Raw genomic sequence first — 13,840 nt, 5'->3', positions numbered from 1 at the left:
CAGAGGAGTGTTGCGATGAAACGATATGTTTTCATACCGTATGTCTTGATTACGGCGATTATGCTGCTGATGCCGGCATGCTCGGGCAGATCCGTTCCCCCGTCTTCGGGAGGGGAAGAACGTAGGGAAAATGTTGAGCGTGGGACTGGCGGTTCTTACAAAGTGCTTGCCGAGCATTTGGAAACGCCGTGGGCCATTGATTTTCATGGGGAAGTCATCTTTCTTAGCGAACGGGAAGGGAATATCGTTCAAATCCGGGACGGCGATTTATCGAGACTGCCTGTAGTCACGAGCAAGCCGATTGCCTCCATTGGCGAAGGCGGTCTGCTTGGCTTCGTCCTCGCACCCGATTACGAGAAATCGAACGCGGCCTATGCCTATCATACGTATGAACAGGATGGGGCGGTCAAGAACCGGTTGGTGCGTCTTAAAGAGAATGCAACGTTGTGGAAGGAGACGGATTCTCTCATCGAGGACATCCCGGGATCAAATGTGCATAACGGCGGAAGAATCGCGATCGGTCCGGACGGGTTCCTCTACATCACGACCGGAGATGCCGGTAATGGCGAGCTGGCGCAGGATCCGGAGAGCCTGGCGGGGAAAATCCTCCGAATCTCGCTGGATGGCTCGGTTCCAGCCGATAATCCTATGCCGGATTCCTATGTATACTCGTTCGGGCATCGTAATGCACAGGGCCTTGACTGGAATTCCGACGGGGAGCTGTACAGTTCCGAGCACGGGCCTTCTGGGACCCCCGGCGGGCACGATGAAATCAATAAAATCGCCGCCGGCGGCAATTACGGATGGCCTGCGATGATTGGCGACACGAGGAAGAGCGGCATGGAACAGCCAGTATACCATACAGGCGAAACTGCGTTAGCTCCTTCAGGTGTCGCGTTCGACGAGCAGGATTTGCTGTACGTTGCTACCCTTCGAGGCAGCAAGCTGTACCGGTTTGATCCGGACAAGGCCGAGCTTGAAGCGGTGCTGGCGGGCGAGGGAAGACTCCGGGATGTTAAGGTGCAGGACGGCCGAATCTATGTGATTACCAATAATACGGATGGACGGGGAGTGCCTGGTGAACGGGATGACCGGCTGCTTGTACTGGAATTGTAGACGCTCAATCATAATCGATTATTTCGGGAATAGAATAAAGCAGGAAGGTGTACGAGCCTTTGGTTAAAGGGCTCTATCGGGATGAGAGGATTTGCGGACAGGGCGATATAAAAAAGAACGACCCATCCTGTATGGACGGGTCGCCTCGTGGCAAGAATGGATATTACATTTGCGCTTCATGCTGCTTGTTGCGTATGTGGTACACGCATTTTTTGCCGCCTTTGGCCAGACATTCGGTACGCTCCACATCTGCCCCGAGCAGTGACCGGAATAAATCCAGCTCGCAGCGGCAGGCATGCTGATAGCGGCTTGCGACCTGAGAGATGGGGCAGTTTAATTCTTCGAGAATGAACTCTTCTTCGGCGACCTTTTTAATTTCAACCATGTACCCGTTGTCATTCTGAATTTGCGCCAGCGCAGCGACCCGTTCCTCTAACGCGTCCGCAGCGACGGTAGGCGAATATTTGCTTCGCAGCGTCTCTTTCCGCTTATCGAACAGCAGGGAGATCATCTCGTCTCCTGCCTCATCCTGCAGCTCTTGAAGCAGGTCCAGGGCGAGGGAATGATAGTTTCTAGGGAAGAAATCCTCCGCAGATTCGGTAAGACTGTATAGGGAAACGGGTCTGCCCATGGGCTGCTTCACCGTTCGAAATGTAATATAGCCCTCATTCTTTAAGCTCTCCAGATGGCGCCGAACCGCCATTCCGGTAATTCCGAGCGCCTCGGTAATGGACTTTGTGCTCAGCTCGCCGTTTATTTTTAATAATTGCATAATATATTCGCGTGTGCTGTAAGCGACTTCTTGTTCCATAATAATCACCGCCTTGATTCTCGATGAGTAGCTTCCACAGCTGTGTTGATTGAGATGAAAGCAATATGTCTCATCTTATGTCTTTGATGGATAGAAGTCAACCGATTCGCCTGGATTTTCGGCATCCGTCGGGTGCGGCCGATTGACATTCGGCTATGCTCCCTACATAATTATGATATATTTTAGTATACAAAGTATGGAAATTGAAGATTTATGATTTTGCAGCAGATTTCGACCGGACGAATCATGGATGAATGATCACACATGGGAAGGTGGAATAACCGATGTATGTCATTGGATCGGCTTGTATTGAAGAGAAGGCGGGAGAATGCGTTGATGTGTGCCCTGTAGACTGTATCGAGGAAGGCGACGACCAATTCTATATCGATACGGACATTTGCATCTCCTGCGGCGCCTGCGAGGCTGCCTGCCCGGTGGCGGCGATCTATTATTTCGAGGATTTGCCCGAGGATCAGAAGCATTATTTTGATAAAGCGGTTGAGTATTATAGGAGCAAGTAACAGCGCTCCGGTATGAGGCTATCCGCTCTGTTGTTCGTCCGTTTCCGGAATGGAATAGTAAGTGGTAGAAACGGACTCCCAAAGGATCGGCTATCCTCAGACCTTCGCTGGGGGTGTGGGACCTCGCCCTGACCTTCGGTAGGGCGAGCAAACCAAAGGCAAGTGCGAGACAGGCCACCTTGAATGAGGTGGCCATTTTTTGCGCTCCGGTTTGAGGCTATCCGCTCTGTTGTTCGTCCGTTTCCGGAATGGAATATTAAGTGGTAGAAACGGACTTCCAAAGGATCGGCTATCCTCAAACCTTCGCTGGGGGGGACCTCGCCCTGACCTTCGGTAGGGCGAGCAAACCAAAGGCAAGTGCGAGACAGGCCACCTTGAATGAGGTGGCCATTTTTGGCGCTGAGGCTTGGAGATATCCGCTCTGTTGTCGGCGCTCCGGTTTGAGGCTATCCGCTCTGTTGTCCGTCCGTTTCCGGAATGGAATATTAAGTGGTAGAAACGGACTTCCAAAGGATCGGCTATCCTCAAACCTCCGCTGGGGGGTTGGGGGCTCGCCCTGACCTTCGGTTGGGCCTTGCTCTGGGAAGACAACGTCGGCCACCCTAATTGAATAGGGTGGCCTTTTTGTGTGACTCCGGTTTGAGGCTATCCGCTCTGTTGTCCGTCCGTTTCCGGAATGGAATATTGAGTGGTAGAAACGGACTTCCAAAGGATCGGCTATCCTCAAACCTTCGCTGGGGGTTGTGGGACCGCGCCCTGACCTTCGGTAGGGCGAGCAAACCAAAGGCAAGTGCGAGACAGGCCACCCTTGAATGGGTGGCCATTTTTTGCGCTGAGGCTTGGAGATATCCGCTCTCTTGTCCGTCCGTTTCCGGAATGGAATAGTAAGCAGTAGAAACGGACTCCCAAAGGATCGGCTATCCTCAAACCTCCGCTGGTGGTGTGGGGGCTCGCCTCGACCTTCGGTAGGGCTTGCTTGTTGAAAAGCGAAGGCCGCCCATTAGTATGGGGTGGTCCCTTCATAGAAAAAAACATGGAAAAGAGTCTTCTATGCCTTTTTTTTCGCTTAAATAGGTTTTTTTGATAAACGATTAACGTTTCGCATAAGGGAACGCTATCTGGTGTTTCTATATACATAAGCAAACGAAATTGCGAAATCTATGGATTTCATGCTCAGCTCAGGGTTTGTTTGACTTATAGCCAACACTGGTTGATACGGTTCAGAAGGAACGGTATGAATCATAATCGTTCAAGGAGGAGCGAGGTTGATGAAGAAAGACATAGATTAGCAATAGATCGTCCTAATCGCACGGTATTGGACATCTACTGCGTCCCTGCTTTGTGTGTTCCAACGTGTTATTTCAGAATTTCCCTTCAATACCCATCTAATGCCCCGTATAACCGCTCCCTAAACAGCAGTATCAAAACACCAGCCCCATTTTCAATAACTAAAACAACTACCCAAACAACAAGCCCAATATGCGCCAACCCAAAAAACGACCCACTCACTTCCCCGACGCCACCGCAATTAGACACGCAAGCCAACTCACACCATAACACTTAATGGACAAGGCTCAACGGAAAGCAGTTGGAGTTCCCCGCCGCTGGATCAGACCGCTGTTCTTAGAATTCATTTCTTCAGTGGATTAATTTTGACATTCCCGATAGTGACCTTCGCTTTTTTGAAAATTGTTATGTTAGGTACATGTCATATTGTACGCTTGTAAAAACCAAATGTATCCGTACAGGAGAGCTGTGTTTTTTCAGAGTAAAATTGAAATGCTTACATTGGTAATAAAAATTTGAGGAAAATTAAATGTGTCATATATATTGACACATTCATAAATGCCATTTTATTATTAATATCATCACTGGAGAATAAAAATGAAAAATATGATATTTAACACAGAATTTTGATGATTAACCACCTAATAAGTTGGAAGAATGCGCTAATTAATCTATTGATGAAATTAAATAGGGGATGTCTTCATGAAAAAGCATGACCAGGATTTTATGAAGCGGCAGAACAGACTTACGGTGTTCCAGATCATCAAGAATGAACAGCCGATTTCAAGAGCAGCCATTGCGAAGCAGACGGGCATGAGCCCGACGACCGTCAGCCGGATTGTAGCCGAACTGACGGATGAGGGATATGTGCATGAAACGGAGGAGCAGGTTTCCGCCGGGCGCGGAAGAAAATCCTCGCTCATCCGACTGCTGGATACCGCGGTTATTTCGATTGGCGTGGAGCTGGACCGTGATCGGGCGAATATCGGATTCGTCGATATCCAAGGAAACGTTCTGTGCAGCGAGAGTTTCAGCAGACCGCCGAACGAGGAGGCGAGCACGACCGTAGCGAGGATTGGAAGCACGATCGAAGATCTGATTGCGACTGGCGGCATCGACCGCAAGCGCATCGTGGGCATCGGCGTCGGGCTTCCCGGCATCATCGAGGTCCAGGAGGGGATTGTTAAATTCTCCGTACAGCTGGGCTGGAAGAATATCCGCCTCGCCGACCTGCTTCAGGACGTGACCGGGTTTCAGGCTGTCGTGGACAATGAGTTGAAGGTAAAGGCCCTAGCCGAACAGTTGAAGGGCTCCGCCTATGGTTCGAATCGGACGGTTCTCCTCGGCTTTGGTAATGGCGTCGGCTCTGCCTTGATACTGGAAGGCGAAATCTATCGCGGGGTGACGAACAGCGCGGGTGAAATCGGGCATACGACGGTGGACCCGGAAGGCATGATGTGCGACTGCGGTAAGGCCGGTTGTTTGCAGACGTATATTAACATCCCGTCCCTATTATCCGAAGCGAGTAAAATCAAGCCGGTCCGCACGATCGAGGAGCTGTTTGCCGAGCGGCGTGCGGGTACTCACTGGGCCTGCTACTTAATCGATCGCGCCCTTGCGTATATGGCCATCACGGTCAATAACGTGGTCAGCATGTACAACCCGGACAGCGTCATCCTGAGCGGCGAAATCCTGGACAAGTTCCCGGAGGTGCATGAAGAGATCGTCAACCTTTGCTCGAGGTATGTGTGGGAGCCGCTTCAGGGCAGCTTTTCCATCGTCCGTTCGAAGCTGCATGAGGAAGGCGTCATGATCGGCTCGGGTATGGTGGCGCAGGATCGTTATTTTCAATTGAATTAATTCATCAGGAGATCGGGGGAAATAATCATGAGATTTGTTCCATTGGTAGAGGAATACCGCGGCAATGTGCTGGAAAATGTCCATTACGGCGCGGTGAGCGTCGTCGATGAAAGCGGGAAGGTGCTCTATGCGGCAGGCGATCCCCATCATATGACGTTTTTGCGCTCTGCTGCAAAGCCTTTTCAAGCACTGCCGGCTATGAAGCGCCGTATTGACGAAGTATACGGACTGACCGGCGAGGAGACGGCTCTGTTTGCGGCTTCCCACCGGGGAGAGAGCTTCCACATTGATGCCCTTGAATCGCTCATGGGCAAAATTGGCATCCAGGAGGACGCGCTCCACTGCTGCGCTACATACCCCTTGAACGAGGATGCGAAGGCCGAGCGCCATCAGAACCATGAGGCGAAGCGCCGGATTTTCCACAACTGCTCCGGCAAGCATAGCGGAATGATTGCATTGTGCAAGCATATGGGCTGGGATGAAGCGACGTATTACCAACCCGAGCATCCGCTGCAAAAGGAAATCCTTGAAACGCTCGCCGATATCGCGGAAGTTCCGGTATCCTCCATCCCGCAAGGGATTGACGGCTGCGGTCTGCCGATCTTCGCGATTCCGCTGGACCGGATCGCCTATTCATTCTTGAAGCTCGCTTGTCCGGACTTGATCCAGGACCCGGAGACGGCAGAAGCTGCAGCAAGGATCGCGAAGGTGATGAACGAATACCCCGATATCATCGCAGACACGAAATTCGTATGCTCTGCACTTTTGAAGGATGACAACCTGACTGCCAAGGGCGGTGCTAAAGGAGTATACGGCATCGGGCTTCGGAAGGAACGATTGGCGATTTCCCTTAAGGTATCCGACGGTTCCGAGCAGGTATGGCCATGCATCATCGCGACCATTTTGGAGCGGCTGGGTTATAGCAACCAAGCCACGATCGACCGGCTGTACGAGCTCGTGCCGAACGAAATTCTCAACGACGGTGGAACGCTTGTAGGTGAGCGCCGCGCCGTATTTGAATGGAACAAATAGAGGGAGCGTATTTTGAACGCAACAAATAAAGGGTGAGGAATTCGGGTGCTCCTCGATCCATTCCAGGGCATGCCGAGTGAATCTATAGATTCTTTACTACATCAAAGGGGGAGTAAACAATGAGATTCAAGAGTAGAACATGGTCACTGCTCATGCTGTTGCTTGCATTTACAATCGTAGCATCAGCTTGCGGCGGCAAAGGTAGTGGAGGCAGTGAAGGGGCCAGCAACGCCGGCGGGGAAAGCAAACCGGTGACGAAAAACAACAAGGATATCACCATCGGGATCAACGCGAATTTCCTCACGATGGATCCGCATAATGCCGGCGATACGCACTCGATCTCCGGTGCGCGCACGATGTACGAAGGCTTGATGGGTTTCAATGAAAAGATGGAACTCGTTCCGGTCTTGGCTGAAGATTACAAAGTCAGCGAAGACGGTCTGACTTATACGTTTAATCTTCGTAAAAACGTGAAATTCCATGACGGCACCGACTTCAATGCCGAAGCTGTAAAAGCTAACCTGGATCGCATCCTGGACGAAAAGAACAATCTCAGAATGCGCCGCAGCTTCTCGACGGTATCCGACGTGAAAACACCGGATGAGAATACGGTTGTCATAACGCTTAGCCAGCCGTACAGCGCATTTCTGAACAAAACCGCCATGGCGCTCATGATCAGCCCTAAAGCGCTTAAAGACGGCGTGGATGTGACGAAGAATGCGGTAGGAACAGGCGCATACAAGTTCAAGGAATGGGTTCAAGGCGACCGCTTGGTTGTCGTTAAGAATGAAGAATACTGGCAGGAAGGGCTTCCGAAGGTGGACAGCATCACGTTCAAGCCTGTACCGGAGAACGGTTCCCGAATTGCCATGCTGAAGACCGGCGAAGCGGACTTCATCTACCCGATGCCGACGGAGCAAGTATCCGAGGTCGAAGGCGATTCCAACATTGTGGTGGATAAAATCGATTCGACGATCGTTCGCTATATCACGCTGAACACGATGAAGAAGCCGTATGACGATCTGAAGGTTCGTCAAGCGATCAACTATGCAATCGATAAGGATGCCTATATCAAGGTTGTTAAATCCGGTCTTGGATCTAAGCTGAAGTCTTCCATGTCCTCCATGACCCAGTACTATTCGGAGCAATCCGGTTATGACTATGATCCGGAGAAAGCAAAGGCGCTGCTCGCGGAAGCGGGATATCCGGACGGATTCGAAGCCGAGATCTGGGGCGAGAACGATTCCGAGACGATGAAGGGCATGCAGTTTATTCAGCAGCAGCTTGCGCTTGTCGGCATTAAGGTTGAAGTGAAATCGATGGAAGGCGCGACCTTGTCCGATCAGATCAACTCGGCTACGCCGGAAAATGCGAAAATCCAAATGTGGTACGTGAGCTGGTCTCCTTCTTCCGGCGATGCGGACGGTGCGACGAAAGGTCTGTTCAGCAGCGAGTTCTTCCCGCCTGCAGGCTCCAACACCGCATATTACAAAAATGATAATGTCGATCAATGGATCAAGGATGCAAACGCATCGGTTAATCCGGACGAAGCTAAAGAAATCTATGCCAATATCCAGAAGCAAATCTGGGAAGACGCTCCATGGGTGTTCCTGGGCGTAGACCAAGTCATTACGGGTAAACGCGCTTATCTGGATGGCGTGAAAGTATTCCCTGACGGCTCGATCAATGTATTGAATGCCGAAGTGAAGTAATTCTGGCAGCACGGGTTTGCTGAAATGTTGAACTAGGGTGGGCCGCCTCTTTTGATGATAAGGAAGCGGCCCATTTATTTTTAAGGCTGGCATGTTGAAAGGAGGCTTATCCTTTGGGAAGATATGCAATTCAGAGGCTGCTGGGTGTCATCCCTCTGTTATTCATTGTGTCGATACTTGTGTTCATGTTTATTCACCTGATTCCCGGAGACCCGGCACGGCTTGTCGCAGGTAAGGAAGCCACCCTTGAGGAGATCAACGGGATACGGGAGCAGCTGGGACTAAATCTGCCGCTGTGGCAGCAATATGTTAACTATATGGGTGATCTGTTGAAGGGTGACCTGGGTGTTTCCATTACCTCCGGACTGCCGGTCGTGGATATGCTGGAAAGCCGGTTTTTTCCGACGATCGTGCTAACGTTTACGAGTCTTGGCTGGGCGCTGGTCATCGGACTCTTGATCGGGATCGTGTCCGCCGTCAATCGCGGCAAATGGCCGGATTACCTCGGGATGCTCACTGCCATTTCGGGAATCTCCCTGCCGGGCTTCTGGCTGGGTCTCGTTCTGATTCAAATCTTCTCCGTCGAGCTGGGCTGGTTCCCAACCGGCGGCGTTGACAGCTGGCAATCGTATATTCTTCCTTCGTTCACGCTCGGTGCGGGAATTATGTCCATGCTCGCACGGTACTCCCGCACGTCGATGCTTGAATCGATGCGTGAGGATTATGTCCGGACCGGACGGGCGAAGGGTCTGCGGGAATTCGTCGTTGTCGGAAGACACGCGCTGCGCAATTCCTTGATCCAGGTCGTTACGGTAGCCGGGCTTCAATTTGGCTTTTTGCTCGGGGGCTCGGTTATGGTCGAAACCGTATTCAGTATTCCGGGGATGGGCCGGCTGCTGGTCGATTCCATCGCGTTCCGGGATTATACGGTCATTCAGGCGCTGCTCCTGATGTTTGCGACCGAATTTATTCTGATTAACCTGATTGTCGATTTATTATACGGTGTACTGAATCCAAAAATCCGGTATGCATCGAAATAGGAGGGGGAGCTCATGAGCGACAATTCTTCAGTAACGGTCCATTCATCCTCCGTACCGGGGGAGGCTGTGGTGAACAGCCCGGTCAAAGGGAAGTTCAGCACGTTTGTATCCAAGTTTATGAAGCAAAAGCTTGCCGTCGTATCCGGCGTGTTCATCTTGATATTGCTGGTGCTGGCCGTCATCGGCCCGCATATTGTTCCATATCCTCCGAACGAGCCGAACTACGATGCAATGATGCAAGGCCCTTCGGCTGCGCACTGGGCAGGGACCGATGAATACGGACGGGATATTCTCAGCCGTCTGATCGACGGAACCCGGCTGACGATGTCGGTCAGCCTGAGCGCCGTATTTATTTCGGCTATTGCCGGTACGATTTTGGGGCTTATCAGCGGCTATTACGGCGGCTGGATTGACCGCCTGATCATGCGCGGAAGCGACGTTATGTTCTCCTTCCCGGATCTGCTTCTGGCAATCGGCATCGTGGCGATTCTCGGTCCGGGCTTGTCCAATGTCGTCATTGCGGTAGCGGTATTCGGAACGCCTTCCTTCGCCCGAATTATCCGAAGCGTGACGCTGTCCGCGAAAGAATCGCTGTACGTCGAAGCTGCCCGCTCGATGGGCGCGAAAAACAACCGGATCATCTGGAAGCATATCTTCCCTGAAACGGTGCCGAGCATCATCGTCAACGTTTCGATGAAGATCGGCGGAGCCATTCTCGCGGCATCCTCCCTCAGCTTCCTCGGGCTTGGCGCCAAGCCGACGGAGCCGGACTGGGGCGCGATGCTCAGTATGGGACGCGATTATTTAAGCATCGCACCGCACATCGTATATTTTCCGGGTCTGCTCATCTTCTTGACGGTTCTCGCGTTCAACCTGATTGGCGATGGACTCAACGATGCGCTGGATCCGAAGTCGAAGAACGAATAGGGGGGATTGAACGTGACGCAAACATTGCTAGAAGTCAAAGGACTCAAAACCGAATTCAAGCGGGACGGTTCCTCGGTGCTCGCCGTGGCGGGCGTGGACTTTCACATTAACAAAGGCGAAGTGCTTGGGCTCGTGGGCGAATCCGGCTGTGGAAAAAGCGTGACCTCCCTGTCTATCATGAGACTGCTCAAGGATACGCCCGGCCGAATAGCCGGCGGATCGGTCTTGTTTGAGGGCAAGGACCTCGTGCAGCTGCCGGAAAAGGACATGCGCCGCTACCGCGGCAATGAGCTTGCGATGATCTTCCAGGAGCCGATGACCTCGCTTAATCCCGTGCTCCGCATCGGAAAGCAGCTTGAGGAGTCGATCATGCTCCATCTTGGATACGGCCGGAAGAAAGCGCGCGAGCATGCGATCGAATCGCTGAAGCTCGTCGGGATTCCAAGGGCCGATGAAGTGGTTGACGATTATCCGCACCAATTGTCCGGGGGCATGCGGCAGCGGGTCATGATCGCGATGGCGATGGCCTGCAATCCGAAGCTCTTGATCGCGGACGAGCCTACGACGGCGCTTGACGTGACGATCCAGGCACAAATTCTCGAACTGATGAACCGCCTGAAGAAGGAACAGAACATGGGCATGCTGCTTATTACGCATGACCTCGGCGTTGTGGCGGAGATGTGCGACCGGGTGGTCGTCATGTATGCTGGCCGGGTCGTGGAAGAGGCGAGCGTGACCGAGCTGTTCGAGAATCCGCAGCATCCGTATACCAAGGGACTCATCGCCTCGGTGCCGAAGCTTAGACAGAAGGTTCGTCGGCTGGAATCCATTCCGGGCAACGTTCCCGATCTGCGCAACATGCCTCCGGGCTGCAAATTTGCGCCCCGGTGCCCCTATGTGATGGAGCGCTGCTTGTCGCAGGAGCCGCAGCTGCTCCCGGTTGCGAATGAAGCAGATCGAAAGAGCCGGTGCTGGCTGACGCAGGAAGGGCATGCGAAAGGGGGAGAAACGGCATGAACGAATCACCGCTATTAGAAGTACGAAACCTGCAGAAATCATTTACGGTCAAAAAAGGCTTCTTCGGCAGTTCCAAGCAGCTTCGCGCCGTTGACGGAATCTCCTTCGCGATTCGGAAGGGCGAAACCTTCAGTCTCGTCGGAGAGAGCGGCTGCGGCAAGTCGACCACCGGCCGGCTTGTTACGCGCCTGTTAACGCCAAACGACGGCGAGGTTATTTTCAACGGAACCGATATCAGCCGTTTCAACGAGAACCAGATGCGCCCGCTGCGAAAAAATATGCAGATGGTGTTTCAGGATCCTTACGCCTCGTTGAATCCGCGGATGAAGGTGAAGGAGCTCGTAGCGGAGCCGCTGCTGATCCACACGAAGCTAAGCGCAAAGGAACGTGACAAGCTGGCCGGAGAGCTGCTTGAAACGGTGGGTCTGAACAGCTTTCATGCCGAGCGCTACGCCCATGAGTTCAGCGGCGGGCAGCGCCAGCGGATCGGCATTGCACGTGCGCTGTCGGTACGGCCGAGCCTGATCGTAGCGGATGAGCCCGTTTCGGCTCTCGACGTATCGATCCAGTCGCAGGTGCTGAATTTGCTCCAGGATTTGCAGGAAGAGTACGGCCTGACGTATCTGTTCATCTCTCACGATTTAAGCGTCGTCGAGCATATCAGCGATCGGATCGGCGTTATGTATTTGGGAACGCTGGTCGAATCAGCCGATAAGGATACGCTCTATGACCGTCCGCTGCATCCTTATACCCAGGCGCTGCTGTCCTCGGTGCCGGTACCGGATCCTAAGCTGAAGAAAGAACGGATTATTCTGAAGGGGGATCTGCCAAGCCCGGTTAATCCGCCGACGGGATGCCGTTTCCATACCCGCTGCCCTGCCTGCATGGAGGTGTGCAAGCAGAAGGCGCCGGTCTTCCGGGAAGTCGAACCGGGCCATCAGGTGGCCTGCCATTTGTATGATGAGGAGATCATGAAGCAAGCTTAACCGGATCGAAACGCTCGGTTGAAATAGAGCCAGAGGAGGGAAATACGCCGATGAATATCATATTTGATGAATCGCATGTTGCCGATAGCCGGGTCTATGCGATATATGAGGGAGACGAGCCGCCGTTTCGCCTCCCTGATTCCCGAAAACGAAGCGGAAGCTTAACATGGCTGTATGCACGTTCCCGGGATGAGGCGGATTATTTAATCGCAGGCATGGGTTCAAGAGAGCAGCTAACCGTAGAGAAAGTGCGTAAAGCAGCGGCTTCAGTTGCGCGGGCTCTGCTGAAGGAACATAAAACAAGCGCTGTTCTCATCCGTAAACCGCTTGATACGGGTTCGGAGAAAACCAAGCTGACGGAGGCAGAGGAATTCCAGGCCTGGATGGAAGGCTGGTTATACGGATTGTATCGGTTCAATAAGCATCGAGGCATTACGGCAACGGAAGCCACGATTAAGCTTCATATCCGATCGAAGGATTGGGAAGGAATCCCGAGGGAAGAGCTGGATACCCTGCTGTCCATCGCCGCGATCCGCGAACGGGGAACGAGGCTTGCCAGGGACTTGGTCAATGAGTCGCCGGAGACGCTGAATCCGGAAGCGTTCGCTGCTGTATTGGAGGAACACTTCAAGAACACGAAGGCCAAGCTTCATGTATACCGCGGCCACGAGCTCCATGAGCGCCAGATGAATGGACTGCTTGCGGTCGGGAAGGGCAGCCGATTCGAGCCATCCCTGGTTGAAATTTCGTATGACGGCTTGCCGGCTGGACAGAAGGGCCCTCATGTCGTGCTAATCGGCAAAGGCATTACCTTTGACATGGGCGGCATGAACGTCAAGACCGGCAGGGATATAAGCGATGCGCGCATGGATATGGGCGGCGCGGCTGCCGTAGCCGGCGCTATGGAGATTCTGATCTCCCGGAAAGCGCCGGTGAAGGTAACAGCTCTTATCGCGGTTGCCGATAATCTCCCGGACCAGCATGCGATGCTGCCGTCCTCCGTCATCCACTATCCGAACGGCATCAGCGTCCAGGTCGCGAATACGGACGGTGAAGGCAGACTGATCATTGCGGATGCGCTGCTTCATGCGGCAACCCTTCAGGCGGATCAAGTGATCGACATCGCGACGCTGACAGGCAATGTCGGCGCTGCGCTCGGGCTCGAGCTGGCAGGGATCTGGGGCGATGAAGCGATGACCCGTCACCTGGTCGAAATCGGCGAACGCAACGGCGAACGGCTCTGGCCAATGCCGCTTGTGGACGAATACGAGTCCGAGCTGCGGAGCGACTACGCGGATTTGCGCAATGTCGGCACGTCGACCTTGGCCGGCGCAATTACGGCCGCCCTGTTTATCCGGCATTTTGTTCCGGAATCGATGAAGTGGGTCCACATCGACATGGCGGGAACGGTTCAGTACAAGCGGGAGTTTCCGCATGCTGCTGCGGGAGCAACCGGCTACGGCGCCAGGCTGCTGGCGGATTATGTAGAGAAGCAGTTTCATAAGAAACCGGCTTCCGGGAAGGGGTGAGC

General features: G+C 53.1%; 11 protein-coding genes. 10 read left to right on the top strand and 1 reads right to left on the bottom strand.

All coding sequences use genetic code 11. The annotated features are described in order from the left end of the window. Positions 1–15 precede the first annotated feature (15 nt). A complete protein-coding gene (locus tag NST08_RS17685; protein ID WP_341342092.1) occupies positions 16–1,116 on the top strand; it encodes a PQQ-dependent sugar dehydrogenase in 1,101 nt (366 codons plus the stop codon). A gap of 163 nt (positions 1,117–1,279) precedes the next feature. On the opposite strand, the gene NST08_RS17680 is transcribed toward NST08_RS17685, so the two are convergent. Next, complete coding sequence (locus tag NST08_RS17680) at positions 1,280–1,927, bottom strand: helix-turn-helix transcriptional regulator (protein WP_341342091.1); 648 nt, start codon at positions 1,925–1,927, stop codon at positions 1,280–1,282. A 284-nt stretch (positions 1,928–2,211) separates the two neighbouring features. Here NST08_RS17680 and NST08_RS17675 point away from each other — a divergent pair, with 284 nt between their 5' ends. The 9 genes from NST08_RS17675 (at position 2,212) to NST08_RS17635 (ending at position 13,838) form a co-directional block, all read left to right on the top strand. Further along, the gene (locus tag NST08_RS17675; RefSeq protein ID WP_007128499.1) at positions 2,212–2,448 is read left to right on the top strand and encodes an indolepyruvate ferredoxin oxidoreductase subunit alpha; all 237 of its coding nucleotides are present in this window, start codon (positions 2,212–2,214) and stop codon (positions 2,446–2,448) included. A gap of 1,989 nt (positions 2,449–4,437) precedes the next feature. Beyond that, complete coding sequence (locus NST08_RS17670; protein WP_341033106.1) at positions 4,438–5,595, top strand: ROK family transcriptional regulator; 1,158 nt, start codon at positions 4,438–4,440, stop codon at positions 5,593–5,595. 27 nt (positions 5,596–5,622) lie between these two features. Then, complete coding sequence (locus tag NST08_RS17665) at positions 5,623–6,627, top strand: asparaginase (RefSeq protein ID WP_007128496.1); 1,005 nt, start codon at positions 5,623–5,625, stop codon at positions 6,625–6,627. 119 nt (positions 6,628–6,746) lie between these two features. Continuing rightward, positions 6,747–8,339 carry a glutathione ABC transporter substrate-binding protein gene (locus NST08_RS17660; RefSeq protein WP_341342090.1) on the top strand — a complete coding sequence of 531 codons (1,593 nt, stop codon included), beginning with the start codon at positions 6,747–6,749 and terminating at the stop codon, positions 8,337–8,339. 113 nt (positions 8,340–8,452) lie between these two features. Continuing rightward, the gene (locus tag NST08_RS17655) at positions 8,453–9,379 is read left to right on the top strand and encodes an ABC transporter permease subunit (protein ID WP_007128494.1); all 927 of its coding nucleotides are present in this window, start codon (positions 8,453–8,455) and stop codon (positions 9,377–9,379) included. A gap of 12 nt (positions 9,380–9,391) precedes the next feature. Continuing rightward, positions 9,392–10,306: an ABC transporter permease gene (locus tag NST08_RS17650; protein ID WP_007128493.1), complete on the top strand. Its 915-nt coding sequence runs from the start codon at positions 9,392–9,394 to the stop codon at positions 10,304–10,306. A gap of 12 nt (positions 10,307–10,318) precedes the next feature. Continuing rightward, complete coding sequence (locus NST08_RS17645; RefSeq protein WP_341342089.1) at positions 10,319–11,323, top strand: ABC transporter ATP-binding protein; 1,005 nt, start codon at positions 10,319–10,321, stop codon at positions 11,321–11,323. Then, positions 11,320–12,309, top strand: a complete 990-nt coding sequence (locus NST08_RS17640; RefSeq protein WP_341342088.1) for an ABC transporter ATP-binding protein — start codon at positions 11,320–11,322, stop codon at positions 12,307–12,309. The genes NST08_RS17645 and NST08_RS17640 overlap by 4 nt, the downstream gene beginning before the upstream one ends. 50 nt (positions 12,310–12,359) lie before the next feature. Continuing rightward, the gene (locus NST08_RS17635; RefSeq protein ID WP_210095456.1) at positions 12,360–13,838 is read left to right on the top strand and encodes a M17 family metallopeptidase; all 1,479 of its coding nucleotides are present in this window, start codon (positions 12,360–12,362) and stop codon (positions 13,836–13,838) included. Positions 13,839–13,840: the final 2 nt, after the last annotated feature.

The sequence above is a fragment of the Paenibacillus sp. FSL K6-1566 genome (assembly GCF_038050475.1).
GTDB lineage: Bacteria > Bacillota > Bacilli > Paenibacillales > Paenibacillaceae > Paenibacillus_AQ > Paenibacillus_AQ lactis.
Note: the sequence above shows the minus strand (reverse complement) of the source record. Positions and strands in the feature narration are given on the sequence as shown.

Coding starts and splice junctions, on each gene's coding strand:
- NST08_RS17650 (WP_007128493.1), top strand. CDS start 9,392: ATGAGCGACAATTCTTCAGTAACGGTCCATTCATCCTCCGTACCGGGG.
- NST08_RS17665 (WP_007128496.1), top strand. CDS start 5,623: ATGAGATTTGTTCCATTGGTAGAGGAATACCGCGGCAATGTGCTGGAA.
- NST08_RS17640 (WP_341342088.1), top strand. CDS start 11,320: ATGAACGAATCACCGCTATTAGAAGTACGAAACCTGCAGAAATCATTT.
- NST08_RS17675 (WP_007128499.1), top strand. CDS start 2,212: ATGTATGTCATTGGATCGGCTTGTATTGAAGAGAAGGCGGGAGAATGC.
- NST08_RS17635 (WP_210095456.1), top strand. CDS start 12,360: ATGAATATCATATTTGATGAATCGCATGTTGCCGATAGCCGGGTCTAT.
- NST08_RS17660 (WP_341342090.1), top strand. CDS start 6,747: ATGAGATTCAAGAGTAGAACATGGTCACTGCTCATGCTGTTGCTTGCA.
- NST08_RS17670 (WP_341033106.1), top strand. CDS start 4,438: ATGAAAAAGCATGACCAGGATTTTATGAAGCGGCAGAACAGACTTACG.
- NST08_RS17685 (WP_341342092.1), top strand. CDS start 16: ATGAAACGATATGTTTTCATACCGTATGTCTTGATTACGGCGATTATG.
- NST08_RS17680 (WP_341342091.1), bottom strand. CDS start 1,927: ATGGAACAAGAAGTCGCTTACAGCACACGCGAATATATTATGCAATTA.